At 64.7% G+C, this 19541-nt stretch carries 11 protein-coding genes; 4 read left to right on the forward strand and 7 right to left on the reverse strand.

The genetic code is table 11. The features are described from left to right. Nucleotides 1–48: 48 nt before the first annotated feature. From ABB29_RS08665 to ABB29_RS16360, 3 genes are all read right to left on the reverse strand, one after another. Complete coding sequence (locus tag ABB29_RS08665; RefSeq protein WP_057658241.1) at nucleotides 49–1383, reverse strand: pectate lyase family protein; 1335 nt, start codon at nucleotides 1381–1383, stop codon at nucleotides 49–51. 134 nt (nucleotides 1384–1517) lie between these two features. Further along, nucleotides 1518–4301 (reverse strand): TonB-dependent receptor, encoded by a 2784-nt coding sequence (locus ABB29_RS08670; RefSeq protein ID WP_057658242.1) that lies wholly within the window; start codon nucleotides 4299–4301, stop codon nucleotides 1518–1520. A gap of 45 nt (nucleotides 4302–4346) precedes the next feature. Further along, the gene (locus tag ABB29_RS16360; RefSeq protein WP_157062578.1) at nucleotides 4347–4634 is read right to left on the reverse strand and encodes a hypothetical protein; all 288 of its coding nucleotides are present in this window, start codon (nucleotides 4632–4634) and stop codon (nucleotides 4347–4349) included. Nucleotides 4635–5057: 423 nt separating this feature from the next. On the opposite strand from ABB29_RS16360, the gene ABB29_RS08675 reads away from it, so the two are divergent. Continuing rightward, the gene (locus tag ABB29_RS08675; protein WP_057658243.1) at nucleotides 5058–7841 is read left to right on the forward strand and encodes a TonB-dependent receptor; all 2784 of its coding nucleotides are present in this window, start codon (nucleotides 5058–5060) and stop codon (nucleotides 7839–7841) included. 186 nt (nucleotides 7842–8027) lie between these two features. After that, entirely contained in the window at nucleotides 8028–11831 is a 3804-nt protein-coding gene (locus ABB29_RS08680) for a LamG-like jellyroll fold domain-containing protein (RefSeq protein WP_425414748.1), read from the forward strand. A gap of 64 nt (nucleotides 11832–11895) precedes the next feature. On the opposite strand, the gene ABB29_RS08685 is transcribed toward ABB29_RS08680, so the two are convergent. Genes ABB29_RS08685 through ABB29_RS08700 form a run of 4 tightly spaced genes read right to left on the reverse strand, consistent with a single transcriptional unit; the run spans nucleotide 11896 to nucleotide 16573 of the window. Continuing rightward, nucleotides 11896–12993, reverse strand: coding sequence for a D-hexose-6-phosphate mutarotase (locus ABB29_RS08685; RefSeq protein ID WP_245622585.1), 1098 nt, complete (start codon nucleotides 12991–12993; stop codon nucleotides 11896–11898). Between the two features lie 19 nt (nucleotides 12994–13012). Continuing rightward, a complete protein-coding gene (locus ABB29_RS08690) occupies nucleotides 13013–13879 on the reverse strand; it encodes a rhamnogalacturonan acetylesterase (protein ID WP_057658244.1) in 867 nt (288 codons plus the stop codon). A 19-nt stretch (nucleotides 13880–13898) separates the two neighbouring features. Continuing rightward, a complete protein-coding gene (locus ABB29_RS08695) occupies nucleotides 13899–15521 on the reverse strand; it encodes a carboxylesterase/lipase family protein (RefSeq protein WP_057658245.1) in 1623 nt (540 codons plus the stop codon). Then, nucleotides 15518–16573 carry an alpha/beta hydrolase gene (locus ABB29_RS08700; protein ID WP_083487701.1) on the reverse strand — a complete coding sequence of 352 codons (1056 nt, stop codon included), beginning with the start codon at nucleotides 16571–16573 and terminating at the stop codon, nucleotides 15518–15520. Before ABB29_RS08700 ends, ABB29_RS08695 begins: the two co-directional genes overlap by 4 nt. A 268-nt stretch (nucleotides 16574–16841) precedes the next feature. Between ABB29_RS08700 and ABB29_RS08705 the strand changes: the two genes are divergently transcribed. Both ABB29_RS08705 and ABB29_RS08710 read left to right on the forward strand, forming a co-directional pair. Continuing rightward, on the forward strand, nucleotides 16842–18431 hold the full coding sequence (locus ABB29_RS08705) for a family 43 glycosylhydrolase (protein ID WP_057658246.1): 1590 nt from the start codon (nucleotides 16842–16844) through the stop codon (nucleotides 18429–18431). Between the two features lie 57 nt (nucleotides 18432–18488). Continuing rightward, nucleotides 18489–19508 carry a sugar kinase gene (locus tag ABB29_RS08710; RefSeq protein ID WP_057658247.1) on the forward strand — a complete coding sequence of 340 codons (1020 nt, stop codon included), beginning with the start codon at nucleotides 18489–18491 and terminating at the stop codon, nucleotides 19506–19508. The last annotated feature ends 33 nt before the right edge of the window (nucleotides 19509–19541 follow it).

Below are 19541 nucleotides of genomic sequence, written 5' to 3' on the forward strand. Positions count from 1 at the left end.
GACAGCATGCTGTCGCCGCCCGCACGACTCCTTGCTTATCTGAGTGGCTTATTTGAGTGTTCCGGCACCGGCGATCACCGTCAGCGGCACTGTCCAGGTCGGATCGATGCGCGGATAACGGCTTGGCGTCCAATCGACCTGGTTGCCGATGCTGGTGCCGTTGACCGCGTTGAACTGCGCGATCACATCAACCTGATCGCGGCGCAGCACGCCATTGCGCAGGGTGCCTTCGATGCGCGCGGCGGTGCCCTTGTAAGTTTCCATGAACAGATCCGCGGTGACCGCCGAAGGCACCAGGAAGTGGTTGTTCTGCGCGACCAGCTGCGACTCGATGCCCAGTCCCCAGCTGTAACCGTAGTGGCCGGCACCGGCGCGGCTCAGGCTGTACTGGTTGTTGTACGCGTGCACCTGGCCGTAGCGGACACGCGGCACGCGCTGGCCCAGATCATGGAACAGATTGTGGTGCAGGGTGACCCGCAACTTGCCGCGGTCGGCGCTGGCGCTGTCGGACGAACCGAACAGCATCGCCTTGTCGTGATTGGCCAGCAGGTTCCAGGAGATGGTTACGTTGTCCGACTCGTTGGTGACGTCGATCAGGCCGTCATGGACCTGGTACAGGCGACCGAAATAGCTCGGCTGGTCCTCGTCGGCGGTGTTCGCGTCGAGCAGGGTGTTGTGGTTGATCCACACGTGCGAGGCATTGCGCACCGAGATGGCGTCGTACAGCGAGTTCCAGTTGCCTTCCGAACCATCGGTCGGATCCCAGGCCGGGAAGCAATCGAAAGTATCGGCGATGGTCAGGTTGCGGATGATGACGTTGATCGGCAGGGTGCCCTTGGAGTCCTTGCGGATATCCAGCCAGGCGCCGCGCAGTCCGGCATCACGGGTAACCCCGACGATGGTGGTGTTGGCCGGAATCTTGATCCGGACCCGCAACTGCTGGACCGCGGCGGCAGCCTTGCGTGCATCCTCCAGCGGGCCGCTCGGATCTTCGCGACCCCACACCGCCGGGTCATACGCGGCCAGGTAGGCCGGCAGGGTGTAGCCGGTGCCCTGCGAATAGTCGTCGCAGCCCAGTGGCTGGTTGCCATCATCGACGTTGGCATCGATGACCCCGGCGATGCGGATGATCTTCGGCGTCGCGTCGGGGAAGTTGAGCGCGGCGACCAGCTCATTGCGGTTGCGCACGGTGTATACGTGGGCCTCGTCGGCGGCCGAACCACCGGTGGTCCCATGGGGCAGTTGTTCGGTCGGCAGTGACGCCCAGCCATCATTGGCCGGCAGCACTTCGCGACCCAGGTCGGGGAGATTGCGCGCGCTGGCGCCGAAAGACAGCGATGCCAGGACCAGGGCGGCCAGGCAGGCGTTGCGTGGTGTGCTCATCGTTGCGGTTCCTGTGGCAGGGAAAGGGGGCGCACGCCAGCGCAGGGCTGGCGTGCGAACCGGTGCAACCGTGAAGCAGGGGGAGGTGTCGCGGATAAAAAGGCGGGGCGTGGGGCACCCGCCAGGAGAGAACGTCAGAACTTGTAGCGCAGGCCCATCAGGTACTGGCGGCCGGTTTCGCTGTAGTCCAGCGGCAACTGCGAGGCCGCGCCAACCCAGGTCTGCATCGACGGTTCGTTGGTCAGATTGATGCCTTCCAGGCTGACTTCCAGCTGTTCGCTCAACTTCAGCCGCAACGATGCGTCGACATAGGTGGAACCGCTCTGGCCATGCACGTCCTCGGTGAAGCCCTTCTCGGTGCCCGGTACCTGGATCAGGTAGTCGTCGCGGTTGGTCGCCGAGACGCGACCGGAGAAGCGCTCGCCCTCGTAGAACAAAGTCGCGTTCCACGAATGCTTGGACAGGCCAGTCAGATCGGTGTTCAACGAATTCGCACCGCTGGATGTCAGGTACTGGATCTGCGAGTCGACGTAGGTGTAGTTCAGCTGCAGGCCCAGGTTCGACCAGGCACCCGGCAGGAAGGTGAAGGTCTGCACGTAGTTCGCTTCCACGCCCTTCAGATCGCCGCCCGGGGTGTTGACCGGTACCGAGAACACGAAGTCATCGTTGACCGTGGCATCGGTGTTGTCGAGCAGGCTGGCCGGCAGGCCGCTGGCCGAGTACGGCTGCACCACGCGGGTGGTCTGGACGAAGCTGTCGATCTGCTTGAAGAACAGGCCAACGCTGAGCAGGCTGGCTTCCTGGAAATACCATTCGGCGCTGAGGTCGTAGGTGTCGGCGCGGATCGGATCCAGGTTGGGATTGCCACCGCTGACGGTGCGGGCACCGCCGCTGACGCTGACGGTCACGCCGGGGGTCAGGCTGCCCAGCCCCGGACGGCTCATGACCTTGGCCGCACCGAAGCGCAGCAGGAAGTCAGGCGCCAGTTCGGCAACCAGGTTCATCGACGGCAGGGTATCGCTGTACTCGCGCTCGACCGTGGTCGGTACCGGCGTGCCACTGGCGGTGGCGGTGCCGGTGGAGGACTGCTTGGTCTTGACGTAGCGCACGCCGAAGTTGCCCGAGAACGGCACCGAACCCAGGTCGGTGGAGAAATCGCCCTGCAGGTAGACGCCGCGATCCTCTTCATCGACGCTGCGGGTGCTGGCCGCATATGGGCTGAGTGCAAACGAGCCTTCGCCGCTGTAGATGTTGAACTGGTCGGCGATGGCGTCGAAATCCGGGGTCACCCAGGTACCGGGCGAACCGGAAATCCCCTTCAGGCTGATCAGATCGGTCATGTTGACCGGGACCAGGGTGGTGCCATCGCCGAAGGTCGGTACGATGCTTTCGTTCTCTGTGCGGCGCCATTCCTGCGAACTGAAGCTGTAATCCTTGGCCAGCACGCCGCCCTTGAGGGTGAAGCCGGAGCTGATGATCCAGCTGAAATCCAGCTGCCCGATGTCGAAGTCGTTCTCGACCTTGTTCTGGCGCATGCGGATGGTCGACAGGTTCCAGCCGTTCGGGTCCACCGGATCGATGCCGTAGTCGAGTACCGGCGCGTACTTGTCACCGCGGTAGTCGTAGCTGTAGCCGCCGACGTCGACCTTGTCCATCATGATAGTGGTCTGGATCGGGTTGTCATGCTTGGACGACGAGGTACCGATCTTGCCGCTGATCTTGAAGCTGTCGCTGAACTCGTGCGAGCCGTCCAGGCTGATCTGCTCGAACTCGGTCGCCCACTCGTCGTGGCGGTTCTCGGCGCGCACGTCGACGTTGTCGAACTGGCCATACAGCAATGCACCGGTGGTCGGATCGATGTAGCCATCGTTGACGATGGTGTTGGGCTTGCCGGCGCCACTGCGGCTGAAGGAGATGGCTTCGATGTAGTGTTCGTCGCGCTCGGCGTCGATCTTCGAATAGAGGCCTTCCAGGGTGAACTCGGTGCGATCGCTGGGCTTCCACTGCAACGCACCGGTCACGCCGGTACGCTTCTGTTCGTGCTCCATCTGGGTGTAGCGCGGAAAGCGTGGATGGTAGACATCGTCGGAGAACGCATCGGTGAACGGCGATGCCGGATTGAAACCACCATTGCTTGAACCATTGGCCCAGCGACCGGTGCCGCTGCCTTCTTCCAGTGCGTTGCGTTCGGAATAGGCGACCGACAACAGTGCACCGAAGGTGCCATCGGCCCAGGTGTTGGAAATCAGCGCGGCCATGCGCGGATCCGCCTTGCCGGAGAAATCGCTGTAGCCGACCTGGCCACTGGCGGCCAGGGTGAAACCGTCATAGTCGAACGGACGCGCGGTGCGCAGGTCGACGGTCGCACCCAGCGAACCTTCCTCGACCTCGGCCGACGCGGTCTTGCGCACGATCATCTGCGAGAACAGGTCCGAGGCGAACACGTTGAAGTCGAAGCCGCGGCTGCGGTTGGTGCCGCCGTTCTGGTCGGTGCTGCCGACCGTGGACAGCGCTTCCATGCCGTCGATGCGCACGCGGGTGAAGTCCGGCCCCAGGCCACGCACGGAGATGTTGCGGCCTTCACCGGCGTCGCGGGTGATCACCACGCCGGGAATGCGCTGCAGCGATTCGGCCAGGTTCAGATCCGGGAACTTGCCGACATCCTCGGCGACGATGGCGTCGACCACGCCTGCTTCGCCACGCTTGATGTCGAGCGCCTTTTCAACGCTGGCGCGATAGCCGGTGACGGTGACCGCGTCCAGGGTATCGACGCTGGCATCGGCGGGCTGGGTGGTGACCGCCGGATCCTGCGCGGTGCTGTCCTGGGCCTTGACCACTGCATTGGCCTGCAAGGCCAGGGCAATGGAAAGCGCCAGCATGGTAACCGGTGTCTTTCCAACTGTAGTACGAGTTTGCATGTTCTCCCCTCCTCAAGGGCACATGGCTGCTTCGGGGCAGCTGATTTATGCACTAAGACAATGTTGTCGGATTGCTGCTGACAGTTGCCAGCCGGTTCGAATGACACCGCTGGTCAGGCGGCAACCTAGCAGAGTGTGCAGTGCAGCAACAACAACTATTTTTTTGTCCTCGGGACAATATTTTTGCCCGCGATGAGGGCCTGTTCCGGGGCGCGACGCCGCCAGGCTGATATCGGCAAACAGGAATGTCTCGACGGCGGCGATCGGGTGACCGCAGACTGCGTGGCCGGCGCTGTGCCGCACCAGGCGAGTTGCCTGCTGCGTGATCGTCATTCTGTCCGGATGACCCCGCTTGCTGCTGCATGAGACCGTGCAGGTGCGGAAAAACAGCCGAATACGCCGATCACGGGCGCGGCGCCAGACGCATTGCCCGCGGTACCGGGTCCACCTGTGCTCTGCCATTACAAACAAACGATGTGAAGTCGCGAGCGACGCGCAGCTGCGATGACATCCGCCGATTTGCCTGCTGGCGAACACGGCCATCACCGGCAGTCAAAGTGCGACCGTCATCGCAGCCGCATCGATATCGGCTTGTGCAATGCAAAATGCGTCAGCGGGAACTTCCTGTTAGGTTTTTGACCAGCGGTGTCATTTCGACTCGAAGCGAGCGGAATAGGGACGAGCACCTGCCATTCATGTCTGCCCTGGGAGGGGAAACCAATGCGGGAATCAAACAACGCTCCACGGCGCGGCCGGTTGTCGGCTTCGCTCCTGGCCTTGGCCATCGGCTCGATCGTGCACGCCAACGCGGCGGCGCAGCAAACCACCGCCGCCCCATCGCCGACGGCGGCTGGCAGCGCATCGCCTGCATCGCCGCAGCCATCCGCGGCTACCGAAGCCACCGATCTGGACAGTGTGCAGGTGGTCGGCTACCGCGCCAGCCTTGGACGGGCACTGGACTTGAAGCGTGACAGCGTCGGCGCCATTGATGCGATTGTCGCCGAGGATATCGCCGACTTCCCCGACCAGAACATCGCCGAATCGCTGCAGCGCATCCCCGGCATCACCATCACCCGCGAGTCCGGCGAGGGGCGCAGCATTTCCGTGCGCGGCCTGTCCGGGGATTTCACCCGGGTTCGCATCAATGGCATCGAGGCCATTGCCGCGACCGGTGGCGAGGGCGGCCCCAATCGCGGCCGCGATTTCGATTACAACGTGTTCGCCTCCGAGCTGTTCAATTCGGTGGTGGTGCACAAGACCGCCGAAGCCAAGCTCGATGAAGGATCGCTGGGCGCGGTGGTGGATCTGAACACCGGCGCGCCGTTCGGCTACGCCGATGGCGTCACCGCTCTGGTCTCGGCGCAGGCGCAGTACAACGACGTTGCCTCCGACACCTCGCCGCGCCTGGCCGGTCTGTTCGCCTACAAGGATCCCAACGACGTCTGGGCGATGTCGATTTCGGCCGCGTATTCCGACGACACTACCTTCGAAATGGGCCAGAACACCGTGCGTTGGCAACAGGCCGCGTTCCGCTCGGTACGCGGTGTCGATTGCGCCAGCAATCCGACCGATGCCGGTTGTGCCGAGGTCGCCAACGGTTTCCATCCACGCATTCCGCGCTACGGCGAAATCCAGGTTGACCGCGAGCGCCTGGGCGTGACCGCCAGCCTGGAAGTGCGGCCGACCGATTCGACCCGGATCAAGTTCGACGTGCTGCATTCCAAGCTGGATGCGGTGCGCAGCGAGCGCTGGGGCGAAGTGCTGTTCCGCGGCAACGAAAAGGGCATGGATGTGCTCGATTACACCCTGGATCCGGCGACCAACAACCTCAACATGATGGAGGTCAACAACGCCTGGGTCCGCAACGAGAACTTCGAGAAGGCCTGGACCACCGAGTTCAACCAGTACACGCTGGACATCGAACAGGCATTCACCGACACGTTGACTGGCCACCTCCTGGCCGGTACCTCGAAATCCGAACTGGAATTCCCGCACGAGATCACCTTCGTCTACGACGATCGCGACTACAACGGCTACCTGTACGACTACAGCAACGACAAGAACCCGGTGCTGGCGTTCAATGGCGGCGACGTGACCAATCCGGCCGCGTTCCAGATGTCCGAGTTCCGTGACCGTCCCAGCAGCACCAGCCACAAGTTCGACACCCTGGCCGCTGACGTCCAATGGAACTTCAGTACCGATTACGGTCTGGAAGCCGGGGTCAACTACCGCAGGTTCCGCTTCCAGACCTGGGGTGGAACCCGCGATACCGGCGTCTGCGCAGCCGGCCTCTACGATTGCGATCCCGACGGCGACGGAACCGACGATTATTACGGCATCCCCGCCACCGATGACCTGTCGCAGGTCTATCACTTCGACGACGATACCGGCGCCGGCAGCACCACCAGCTGGGTGATTCCCAACCTCGACGCATGGCGCGAGTACATCGACCTGGCCAACCAGCCGTTGCGCCAGGACCAGGGCAACATCCGCAGCGTCGAGGAAAAGGACAAGGGCGTCTACGTGCAGTTGAATGGCTACAAGGATATCGGCGGCCATGACCTGCGCTTCGACGTCGGCGTGCGCTACGTGCGCACCGAGCAGACGTCCAGCGGCTACAACTCCGGCAGCTACGTGACCATCGACCGTCCGTATTACTCGGACACGCTGCCCTCGTTCAACATGGCCTTCAACATCACCCCGGACCTGCTGTGGCGCGCGTCCGCGTCGAAGGTGATGACGCGTCCCGGCCTTGGCAGCGTATCGCCGGGCGGTAGCGTCGACAGCTTCAACTATCGTGTCTCCTACCAGAATCCCTATCTGGACCCGACCCGGGCCAAGGCTTACGACACCTCGCTGGAGTGGTACTTCGCCGAAGGCTCGATCCTGTCGCTGGCGATCTTCTACAAGGACATCGCTTCACGCCCGATCAGCACCGAACGCACCGGTACCTACGCATCGACCGGCCTGCCGCTGTCGCTGCTGGTACCGACGTCACCGGCCGAGCAGGATCCGGAAGGCCGCCCGTGGACGATTTCCTCGATCGACAACGGTCCCGGTGGCTCGCTCAAGGGCGCCGAGCTGGGCTTCCAGGTGCCCCTGTCCCTGTGGCTGGACGGGGTGCCGGTGCTGCGGAACATGGGCATCCTCGGCAACTACACCTGGGTCGACTCGGATGTGGACTATACCTTCGGCGATGAAATCGTCACCGAGCGTCTGTTCGGCCTGTCCAACAAGTCGTACAACGCCACCGTCTATTACGAGAACGACCGCTTCAACGCGCGCGCGTCGGTGGCCTATCGCGACGACTATCTGACCGGGACCAGCGGTACCAACAATCGTTTCGAAGGCTACGGCGATACCTTCAACCTGGATGTGTCGGCGGGCTACAAGATCAACGAGCATCTGGATCTGACCTTCGAAGCGCTCAACCTGACCGACGACTACCAGGACCGCTGGACCGATCTGGCCACCCTGCGTCGTTACGAATGGGATCACACCGGCCGGGTCTACAAGGTCGGCGTGCGCTATCGCTTCTGAGCCGACGGCGGCACCTTCAGCATCATGGTGCCGCCACCCCATGCCTGATTCCACATGCGGGGTCGGGCCGGGACCGCTATCGTGCCGCTGCCCGTATTTTCCACCGATTGCCGGCGTACCGCCCAAGGAAACAGAATGACCCGTTTGTTGTTGAGTCTCCGCGGTTGCGGCATGCGCCAGCAGGCCATGCGCTTGTGCAGTGCCGCGCTGTTGCTGGCGGCAAGCCTGCCGGCGCTTGCCGCCAGTGGCGCTGGCGATGCACCGCGGCAACTGTTCCGGGTATCGGCGGACCACGGCTTCGATGCCGATGTCGCCGCTGGTGACGCGGTGCCCAATTTCCGCGACAAGGTATCGCTGGTCGCCGACGGCGCCAGCGGCCAGGCCATCGAATGGGCGGACGACGGTGTGCTGTCATGGAATGCGCCCGGCAACATCTATGCACAACGCGGCACGCTGTCGTTCTTCTGGCGTTCGCGCTACCCGGTCGGCGAGGCGCCGTTCGTGATCTTCCGGGTCGGCTATGCCGATCACAGCAGCTGGGACATGGCCTGGATGCGCATCGACTGGAACGGCCACGGCTTCGACGCCTTCGTCACCGACGCCAACCTGGCGCGGACCCGGGTGTCGTTCACGATGGACACGCCGCCGGATCCGCGCAAGTGGACCCATGTTGCGTTCGCCTGGGACGAAACCCGTGGCGTGCGCCTGTATGTCGATGGACGTGAGGTGGCCCGGCAGGACACCCGCGCCGACTACGACGCTGGTCTGGATCAGTTCGGGCTGGCCGGGCGCATCGTTTCGCCGCACCAGGTGCAGAGCCGCTACAACTTCCTGCGTGGCAGCGACTTCGACGAAATACAGATCTACGACCGCATGCTCGACGATGCCGGTGTGCGCGCACTGGCCCGGCAGCAACCACCGCCGGCAGTCATGCCAGCCAGCGACAGCCAGCGTCGGCAGGCATGGTTGCATCGCTACGGTTGGGACAACGGCGCACCGCCGCCACTGCAGGCAGGCACCACCCGCATCCGCAAGGTCGAATTCAGCGATGTCCGCGACCTGAAGGAATGGATGTGGAAGGGCACCGACGGTATCGCCGAAACCACCTGGCCGGGCGTCTACAACCGCTCGCGGTTGCCGGGGCGTACCGATTATTTTGAACTGCCTGACTGGAACGTCTATGTCGAAGGCGGCAAGGCACTGGATCTGGATTTACCCGACGAACCGTTCAACCGCATCGAGATACGCGGTGCGGCTTATGGCCAGGCCAGCTATACGGTGGAGCCGGGCCAGCCCGCGCAGCCGTTGTTTGAACGCGCCCAGGGTGTCGTGCGCAGCGTTGACCAGTTCCAGACCCGGACCGGTGGCCACCTGCGCTTCAGCAACATCGCCCAGGAAACGCCGATCCAGGAAATCTGGGCCTACAACGTCGACAGCGGCAGCGTGCCGGATGGCACCGCCACCCTCGACTACACCGTTCAATCGACGATAGCGCCGGACTACGCCAACCTGGCGCCATTGCGCGAGTACATCCACGGGCGCTATCCGGCCGACGAACAGTCCACGGTGGTGGCGCTGCCCAAGCGGGCGCCGGCCCGGCCAAGGCCGCCGTCGACACAGGCCGGGACCTTGCGCCCGATCGTGCATGTGCTGGTGCCTTCGACGCTCGGCGACGCGCCAGCGGACCAGCCACTGATGCGCAGCTGGGCCTATGGCTGGGAGAACATGCATGACGGACTGGATGGCATCGCGATCACGTTGCCGGCGATGGATCTACCGACCGGCGCCGACGGCCTGATTGCGTTGAACATCCGGGTCAAGGACCCGATCTGGCCAGCGCGCGACATGATCGATGTCTCGGTATCGGTGCCAGCCAACCAGCCACGCACGCTGTGGCTGGACCTGCGTGACCGGCTGCTGGACGAGCACAGCCTGATGCTGAGCATCGCCTCGGCCAACGATCAGTTCAACGCCACCACCCTGGACGGCACCGGCATCCGGCTGGTGTTCAAGCCGCGTGCGCAGGCGTTGGCCGAACATGTCGCCGACCGCTTCAACCAGGTCAAGGACAACTGGGGCTTCCTGGTCGAGGAACACACCACGTCAAAACGCCAGCGGCTGTACCAGCGCCTGGCCGCCGACATCCATGATCTGCTGCGGGTGGACCCGGACAACGCGCTGGGCCGCGAGTACTGGGACGACATCAGCTATGGCAACCAGTCGGCACTGCCGGTGGCGTTGCCGCAGGTACCCGCCGGGATGCCGGCATGGGCGTTCTGGCAGCTCGAGGACCTCAAGGCCACCCGCCGCTACATCAACTGGTGGATTGACCAGCGCCAGGTTGAATATGGCGACTTTGGTGGCGGTATCTCCGATGATTCGGACCTGACCCAGCAGTGGCCGGGGGTGGCGCTGATGGGCGTGGACCCGGACAAGCTGAAACAGTCCCTGACCGCCCTTTCCGACGCCAACTACCGCAACGGCATGTTCACCGACGGCCTGTCGACGATAGAAACCGATGAACTGCACGCCTACGAGGAAGGCATCAACATCAACAGCGCGATGCTGTACCTCAACTGGGGCGATCCGCTGACGGTCGAGCGCCTGATGCGGACGGTCAAGGCGTTTGATCGCATCATCCAGGTCAATCCGCATGGCGATCTGCTGTTCGCCAGCAACTGGTACGGCGGTCGCAAGGTCTATCGCGAGCCCAACTGGCAATGGCAGAAGCCGTATTCGTTCCCGGTCCTGCACCCGGCGCTGCTGCTCGGCGGCTACAACGCCGATCCCAACAGCCGTCGCATCATCACCGGCCTGGCCGACGGCTATCTGGCGCATGCGTACCAGAAGGACAACGGCCAATGGGCGCTGCCCAATGAGATCAACTGGCAGACCGGCGAAACCCGCGGTGGTGAACTGTGGGATGGCAGCGGCGGCGCCGACACCTTCCACACGTTCTGGGCGGCATGGCGCTGGAGCGGTGATGATCGCTATCTGAAGGTATTCGATTACCGGGTTGCCGGCAGCGGGCCGAACGGCCTGTCCAACCTCAACGAGAATTTCCTCGATGCACTCGGCAAGCGTGACAGCTGGGGCGCGACCCTGACCGAAGTGGCACGCAGGGCCGGCGACAGCTCCACCGATTTTCCGCATTACGTGGCCTGGGAAAACACCGGTGATATGTCCTATCTGGCGACCTTGTTCAAGGCCGAAACCCGCGACAAGCTGAAGACCTTCTACATGAACACCGAAGGCCACTGGTGGTCGGACCGGGTCGAATCGCCCACCGTCAACCTGCAAAGGGCACGCCTGGGTGGGGTAGCGCTCAAACGCAACCAGACCTATCCGGGGCACACCGTGAGCTGGCGCTTCCAGCAACCGGAAGCCGCACTGCAGGTCGCGCTGCTGCTGCCCAGGCCGCGCCCGGACCGCTTTACCGTGATCGCCTACAACGGCAGCGGCAAGATCCAGCACGCCAGCATGACCGGCTGGAATGTCAGCGCCGGCCGCTGGCGCATGCGTAGTGGCATCGATCGCGATGGTGATGGCCGCATCGACGGCAAGGCCGAGCAGCGCGAATTCGACTTCGAAAAGAGTGCCGACATCGAGGTCGCGTTCGCCGCCGGCGTCAACACGGTCATCGAGTTCGAACTGCTGCAGCCGTCCACGCCGGTCGAACAACGCGCCGATCTCGGCATCGGCCGCGGCGATATCGAACGGGTGGATGGTCGTGTCGATGTCACCGTGCACAGCCTTGGCCACGTCGCCGCGCCGGCCTCGGTGGTGGTGCTGGAAGACCGCGACGGCAATGAGTTCGCACGCGCGGCGGTGCCGGCCCTGGAAGCACCGCTGGACCTGCAACCGCGTACCGCCAAAGTCAGCCTGGCGCTGCCGAGGACGTTCAAGCAACAGCCGCTGCAGGTGCGGGTGATCAGCGAAGGCGAGGTCGCCGAGATCACCCGCCGCAACAACGTGGCGCCGGTACCGTAAGACGGCCGGCGGTCGTCAATGAGGACATTGTCGTGGCCTGTCCACGCAGCGGCCGCCGCGATGATCAGAGCGGCTCGACGCTGATCTGCTGGCCCATCACATGCCGGGCGCCCGGCGCCAGCGTCACTACATCCTGGCCGACGTTGGCGGTTTCCAGGCACAGATAGTGGCGCCAGCCGGGCCCGATATCCTGGCTGCGGGTTTCCGCGCCACGTCCGGCGTTCCAGGTCACCAGGCTGTTGCTGCCTGTGGTGCGCAGGCTGATGCGGCGTTGCAGGGAAGGATCAAGCAACTGGTACTGGCCATCGGTGCGACGGTAAATGCGGTCGATGCCGCTGTCGGCGAACGCTGCCAGCGCCAATGTCCCGTGCTGTGCCCGCGCCATCGAATACGGCTCGCCCTTGTTGCGGTACACCGTGCCATCGACACCTTCGACCTGCACCCGGCTGACATCGCCGACCCGCAGATAGTTGTGCAGCGCTTCGGTGAATATCACCGGCGAAGCACTGATGTTGGTCGTGATCAACTGCTGGCGCAGACTGCGGCCGACATGCAATCGCATCCGCAGTTGCAGCGGCAAGCCATCCAGCGCGGGCGGCGCCAGCAGCAGCTCGATGTTGCCTTGCCGGTCGCGACTGGCCTCCAGCAACGTCCACGGCAAGGTCCTGACCAGACCATGCGCGGGCAGGGCGTCGGTTTGTCCCTGGCGTGAGAAATACGGCCAGATAACCGGCGATCCGCCACGGGTCGGCTGCGGTGGCGGCAACGTATCCGGCGACAGCCACAGCGCATCGGTGCCGCCCTCGGGCGTGAAAGACAGCAGCTGGCCGCCGAACAGGCTGACCACGGCGGTCGAATGCGCAGTGGCGATCCGTATCGATGGCAGGCCGTGGTGATCGACCAGGGCCAATCCGTCGACGCTGGCGACGATGCGTGCGGTGATTTCGTCGCCGACCGGGGAGCTGGCATTGGCGGCGACCGCGAATGCGGTTTCCTTCGGCAAGGGTGCATGCGCCGGCTGCTGCATGGACGCGGTGGTTGGTGTCGGCGCCACTGCCGAGCAGGCCTGAAGCAACGGCAAGGTCATCAGCAACGCCGAATGCAGCACGGCGCTGCTGGCTTGCAGGCGCCGGCGCGGACCATCCCGATGGTTGCGGATCATGCAGGCAAACTCCCGTGCGTCATGGGTACAGCAACGGCCGCAGGGCAGGCACCTGCTGCGCCAGCTCGTCGGCAATGATCGCGGCAAACAGGTCCGCGCCTTCAGGGCCAAGGTGGGTGTAGTCGAAAGACAATTTCGGTTGCGCCATCGGCTGCCGGCTGCTGCCGGCGCGGTCGTCGACTTCGCTGGCCACGTTGCCCTTGGCCATGTCGATGCTGGTGCCTGCCTGCGCGGCAACCACCTGTGCCGGTGCTGGCGGGCGTTGCGCCGTCGCCATCGACAGTACCGGCCCCATGCCCTGGATAAGCTGGCGGCTGCGCGCGTTCAAATCCAGCAACGGCACCTGCATCTGCGCGGCGACCTCGCGTACCACCTCCACCCACGGTGCCAGATCATCCTTGAGCTGGCCGTCCTCGAACTGGCGCCGGGTCAACGGCGTGACCAGCACTGGCGTGGCTCCGGCGTCGCGGACCTGCTGCACATAGCGGCGCAGGTTGGCCGGGAACTCGGTCTGCAGGTCGGTCGAGCGCCCGGGCTTGCCGGGCTGATCGTTATGGCCGAACTGCAGCAGCACCCAGGTGTGCTGGTAGCCCGGCGTGGCCATCTCCGCCAATGCGATGTCCCAGGAACCTTCGGCGCGATAGCTGTAGCTGCTGCGGCCACCACGGGCCAGATTGAGGCAGGCCACGAACGAGGTCACGTGGCGGGCACAGAATGACGGTCCCCAGCCGCCCTGGACGGCGGTGGTGGAGTCGCCGACCAGGATGATCTTGCTGGCCTTGATCGGCGTCGGTGCTGGACGCGTGGTGGGCTCGGTTGCCGCCTGCGCGGTGCAGGCGAATGACAGCAGCAAACCGGCGATGGCGTGGGCAAACGACAGGCGCATGGAGACTCCTCGATCAGGTTCAGAAGGTGCCGCGTTGGATGAACGGTGCCTGCTGGTACAGCCGCCGCTCGCCACCCCGCGGGTCGCTGGCCAGTTGGCAGGGGGTGTCGAACAGCAGGGTCTGCCGCTGCTGCAGCCGATACTGCTGCCAGTCCGGCAGGCCGGAATGGTTGGGATCGCCATTGCGGGCGAACGCCAGCAGGGTTTCGCTCATGCTGTCGGCCATCCGCTGCGCGTCGGCGCCATCACCGGTGCGCGAGCCTGGCTGGTGGATGTTGTCGAACACCAGCGGGATATCCAGCGTGTGGAAGGCGCCGAACCTGCCACCATCAAGTGGCGAGCCCCAATCCAGCTGATAGGCCCAGGTCGGTGCATCCTGGCGGGCGCGGGCCTCGGCTTCCTCGACCGCGCCGCGCCACGAGCGACCGGCGGTGGTGGCAGCGAAGAATACGTCTGACGGTGAATAATGCGGATACATGCGCCGGTACTCGGCGATCACCTGTTCGGGCAGCAGATCCACATACTGCTGCCGTTCCAGTTTGGCCGGTACTTCATCCCAGCTCAATTCGAAGTTGTGTGGATCATTGCCGAGAAAGGCGCGCGTCTCGTCGTGGGTGTTGCCGATCACCATCGGGATATGCGCGGACTGTTGCGGCGCGGTCGGCCAGAACGGATGTACCGGCAACACGCTGCCGTCCAGCACTGGTCCGACATACAGGCTGCTGTCCTCGATCCGCGACGGGTCGCGCACGCGCGCGGCCTGCAACAGACGGTCCACCGGCAGCGTCCGCAGGGTGCCAAGCTGATCGGGCGTGATTCCCAGTTCGTCGAGGAACAACAGGCTGCGCTGGGTGGCCGCGCGCGGGCCGCAGGCGGTGACCTGCTGTCCGCTCATGGTCCAGGCGCGATGGAACAGGCCGCGCGCGGCAGGCATCGCCATCAGCGTGGCAATCTTGGCGCCACCGCCGGACTGGCCGAACACGGTGACGTTGCCGGCATCGCCGCCCAGCTGCTGCGCATGCTGCTGCACCCATTGCAGTGCCTGCACCAGGTCCAGCTGACCGACGTTGCCCGACTGCGCGAACGAGGCATCGCCAAGACGCGCCAGATACAGGTAGCCGAATACATTGAGGCGATGGTTGAGCGTCACCACCACCACGTCGCCGCGCCGGCATAGGTTGACGCCGTCATACAGCGGGTCGCTGCCGGAACCATTGTTGAAGCCGCCGCCGTGGATGTAGATCAGGATCGGTCGCTTGCCACCATCGCCCAGTGCCGGCGTCCACGCATTGAGGTACAGGCAATCTTCGCTGGTGGTTTCCGCGGATTTAGATTGCGGCGCGGCTGGCCCGTACTGGAGCGCGTCGCGCACGCCCTGCCACGGCTGCTCCGGCAGTGCTGGCTGGAAACGGCGGCTGGCGGTGTCGGCACCGTAGGGAATGCCCTTGAACACATGGATACCGCGTTCGCGATAACCGCGCAGCTGGCCGCTGCGTGTCATCAGCAAGGGCATTTCGCTTTCGTGCGTGCCGGCGCGTGCGGGCGATCCACCGGCCAGCCAGGGTGCACTGGCCACGGCCATGCCGCCCAATGCGGCATTACGCAGGAAGCGGCGTCGCCCAGGCATGTTTGGATCGGTCATCGTGCTGCTCCCGTATCAGTCTTGGTGTTCTGCTGGAATTGCCACTGCATCCAATCCATCGCCAAGCGTGGCCAGGCCCGCAGCGGTGAGTCGGCAATCCCGCGCACGCCGAAGCCGTGGCCGCCGACCGGGAAAATGTGCGCTTCCACTGGCACCTGTGCCTGCAGCAACGCCTGCAGATACGCCTGGGTGTTGGCAACCGGTACCACCTCGTCGTCCTGTGCATGCAACAGAAACGCTGGCGGCGTTTGCCTGCCCACGTGTCGTTGCGGTGAATACCGGCTTTCCTGTGCTGCATCCGGATGGTTGCCGAGCAACTGCGTGCGCGAGCCGGGATGGGCGATCGACGGATCCATGCCGATCACCGGATAGATCAGCAGTTGCAGGTCCGGTCGCGCCGACAACGCATCGCTGTCATCCACGGCCGGATACACGGATTCGTCGAAGCGCGTGGCCAGGCTGGCAGCAACATGGCCGCCAGCGGAGAACCCCATCACTCCGATCCGCCGTGGGTCGATCGCAAACTCGGCGGCATGTGCGCGCACCAGGCGCATGGCGCGTTGCGCATCGGCCAGTGGCACGTCAGCCGCCTGCGGATGCCCTTCGCCCGGCAACCGGTAACGAAGGACGAACAAGGTGTAGCCACCGTGATCGACGAATGCCGGCACCAGCGCACTGCCTTCCTTGTCCAGCACCACGCGGGCATAGCCGCCGCCGGGCGTGACCAGCAAGGCAGCGCCATTGGGGCTGGCGGGACGATAGACGACCAGGTACGGCTGGCTGATGCGGGTCATCGCCCGGTCCGGCAACGATGGATCGCGGCTGCGTTCGACGATGCGCTGGGCATCGGCCAGGGCGACGTCAGCGGGAGCCAACCCGTCTGGCCACAGTGGAATGCGGCTGGCGGCTTCGGTCGGAGTTTCGCTGGCAACGGTTTCGGCGGCAGCCTGGACGCCGGCTGACAGGCTGATCGCCAGCGCCAGCCATGCCAGCGTCCGCGAGGCCACCTGCCGGTTGAATCCGGCAGCAGGCCTACGTTTTCGGTAATGCATTGACGCCCCTCCAGGCTGGATGCGAGGGCATGGCAGGCATCCGATGATGCGCTGCACATTGCCAGATGACACCGGTTTACCATATACAAGGCGACAAGCCGCTGTCGATGGGCAGTGCAACAAATCGCGACCGACCGCGCATAGCCGGCGCAACACGCTGGCATCGTCTGGTGCCGTTCGCGAAATTTCAAAAATCCGCCCGATGCACCGCCCGGCGACAAGCGTCGCGATGCGGTTGCGCGGGCAGGAATCCAAATGAGGAGGTCCGATGAAGTCCCGATTGATCCTTGCGGCATTGCTGGCCGTCACCTTCGCCGCGACCAGCACCACCAGCGTCGCCCAGACCGAGGTCAGGCAGAGCTGGAAACGCGGCATCGAGAACCAGCGCAAGGCCGACCTCGGCGATGGCACATTCCTGAACCCGGTACTGGCCGGGGATCACCCGGATCCGTCGGTGCTCAAGGACGGCGACGATTACTACATGACCCTGTCGTCCTTCGATGCCTATCCGGGCCTGCCGATCTGGCATTCACGGGATCTGGTCAACTGGCAGCCGGTCGGCCACGGCATCAGCCGCAACGTCGGTTCGATCTGGGCACCGGATCTGGTCAAGTACCAGGGGCGCTATTACATCTACTTTCCCGCGCGCCGCGGCGAAGGCACCGAACGCAGCAATTTCGTGGTCTGGGCCGATGACATCAACGGGCCCTGGAGCGAACCGATCAATCTCGGCCTGTCGCGCTACATCGATCCCGGCCATGCGGTCGGCGAGGACGGCAAGCGTTATCTGTTCCTGAGCGGCGGTGACTACGTGCAACTGGCCGACGATGGCCTGAGCGTGGTAGGCGAGCCCAGGCATGTCTACGACGGCTGGCACTACCCGGAGAGCTGGGACGTCGAGGCCTACGCGCAGGAAGGTCCGAAGATCACCCGCCACGGCGACTGGTTCTACATGACCACCGCGGTCGGCGGCACCGCCGGACCGCCGACCGGGCATATGGTCATCACCGCGCGCTCGCGCTCGATCCACGGCCCCTGGCAGAACGCCCCCAACAACCCGATCACCCGCACCCGCTCGGCCAGCGAGCCGTGGTGGTCGCGTGGCCATGCGACGCTGGTCGAGGGCACCGACGGCCGCTGGTGGATGATGTACCACGGCTATGAAAACGGCTTCTGGACCCTCGGCCGGCAGGCGCTGCTGGATCCGGTCGAATGGACCGACGATGGCTGGTTCGTGGCCAAGGGCGGCGACCTCGGCAAGCCGTTGAAAAAGCCCAGCGGCAGCACCGTTGAACACGGCATGCCGCTGTCGGATGACTTCAGCGGCGGCAAGCTCGGCCCGCAGTGGGCGTTCTATTCGCCGGCGCCGGATGAGTATGACCGCCTGCAGTTCGGCGATGGCGTGCTGACCCTGCAGGGCAAGGGCAGTGCCCCGCGCGACAGTTCACCGCTGCAGGTCATTGCCGGCGATACCGGTTACCAGTTCGAGGTGCAGATGGACATCGAGCCAGGCGCCCAGGGCGGCGCACTGCTGTTCTACAGCGACCGCCTGTACGTCGGTGTCGGCAGCAACGGCGAGGACTTCATCATGCATCGCTATGGCGAGGAACGGCCGACCACGCTGGCGCCGAGCAGCAAGGGCGGCCGCCTGTGGATACGGGTCCGCAACGACCGCCACATCGTGACCTTCCACACCAGTCGCGACGGCAAGACCTGGAGCAAGTATCCGGTGCAGATGGAAGTCTCCGGCTACCATCACAACGTGGCCGGCAAGTTCCTTGCCCTGAAGCCCTCGATCTACGCCGCGGGCAACGGCAAGGTGCAGTTCCGTCAGTTCCGCTACCGCGCGCTCGACTGATTGCACGGGCGCTGTTCGATTATCTTCCAACCCATCCAGCTAGCTTCCGGAACCACCATGTCGGGAAAAATCATCTGCTTTGGCGAACTGCTGTTGCGGCTTGGCGCACCGGGCCAGCAACTGCTGCTGCAAACGCCGACCCTGGACGTACACGTCGGCGGTGCCGAAGCCAACGTGGCGGTGTCGATGGCCCGCTTCGGCCATGCCGCACGCATGGTCGGCGCGGTGGCCGACAACGCCCTGGGCCATGCCGCGCTGGGCGAACTGCGCCGGCATGGCGTCGATGTCTCGGACGTGCAATCGGTGCCCGGACGGATGGGCCTGTACTTCCTGACCACCGGCGCCCTGCATCGTCCCAGTGAAGTGCTGTACGACCGTGCGGATTCTGCCTTCGTACGGGCCGGTGGTGGTCGCCATGACTGGCCGGCGTTGTGCGCCGGCAGCGACTGGCTGCATGTTTCCGGCATCACCCCGGCGCTGGGCGAGGTGTCCGCCAATGCCGTGCTGGAGGCGATGCGGGCCGCGCGCCAGGCCGGTTGCAAGGTGTCGTTCGACGGCAACTACCGGCCCAGCTTGTGGCAGAGCTGGGCCGGTGACGCACCGCGCCTGCTGCGCGCGATCATGGCCGAGGCCGACCTGCTGTTCGCCAGTCATCGCGACATGCAAGTGGTGCTGGGCCACGAGGTGCGCGAAGACACCGCCGAACAACGCTTCGCCGCTGGCGCGCGTGCGGCGTTCGAGGCGTTCCCCCATCTGAGCCAGATGACGGCCACCATCCGCGACTCCGACAGCGTGCAGCAGCAGAGCCTGGCTGGCATCACCGCATTGCGCGACGGTCGTCTGCTGCAGACCCGCCGCTACACCCTGGCCGGCGTCATTGATCGCATAGGCACCGGCGACGCCTTCGCCGCCGGCGTATTGCATGGCGCGATCGAAGGCATGCCGGTCGAGCAGGCGCTGCAGTTCGGCGTCGCCGCCGGCTGCCTCAAGCATTCGGTGCCCGGCGACTTCAACTGGATGGGCATGGCCGACGTCGACGCTTTCCTGGCCGACGGCGGAGTGGACGTCAAGCGCTGAAAAGCGCGTGGGTCGAACGCCAGCGCGCCAGCG

This window comes from Pseudoxanthomonas dokdonensis, assembly GCF_001431405.1.
Taxonomy (GTDB): domain Bacteria; phylum Pseudomonadota; class Gammaproteobacteria; order Xanthomonadales; family Xanthomonadaceae; genus Pseudoxanthomonas_A; species Pseudoxanthomonas_A dokdonensis.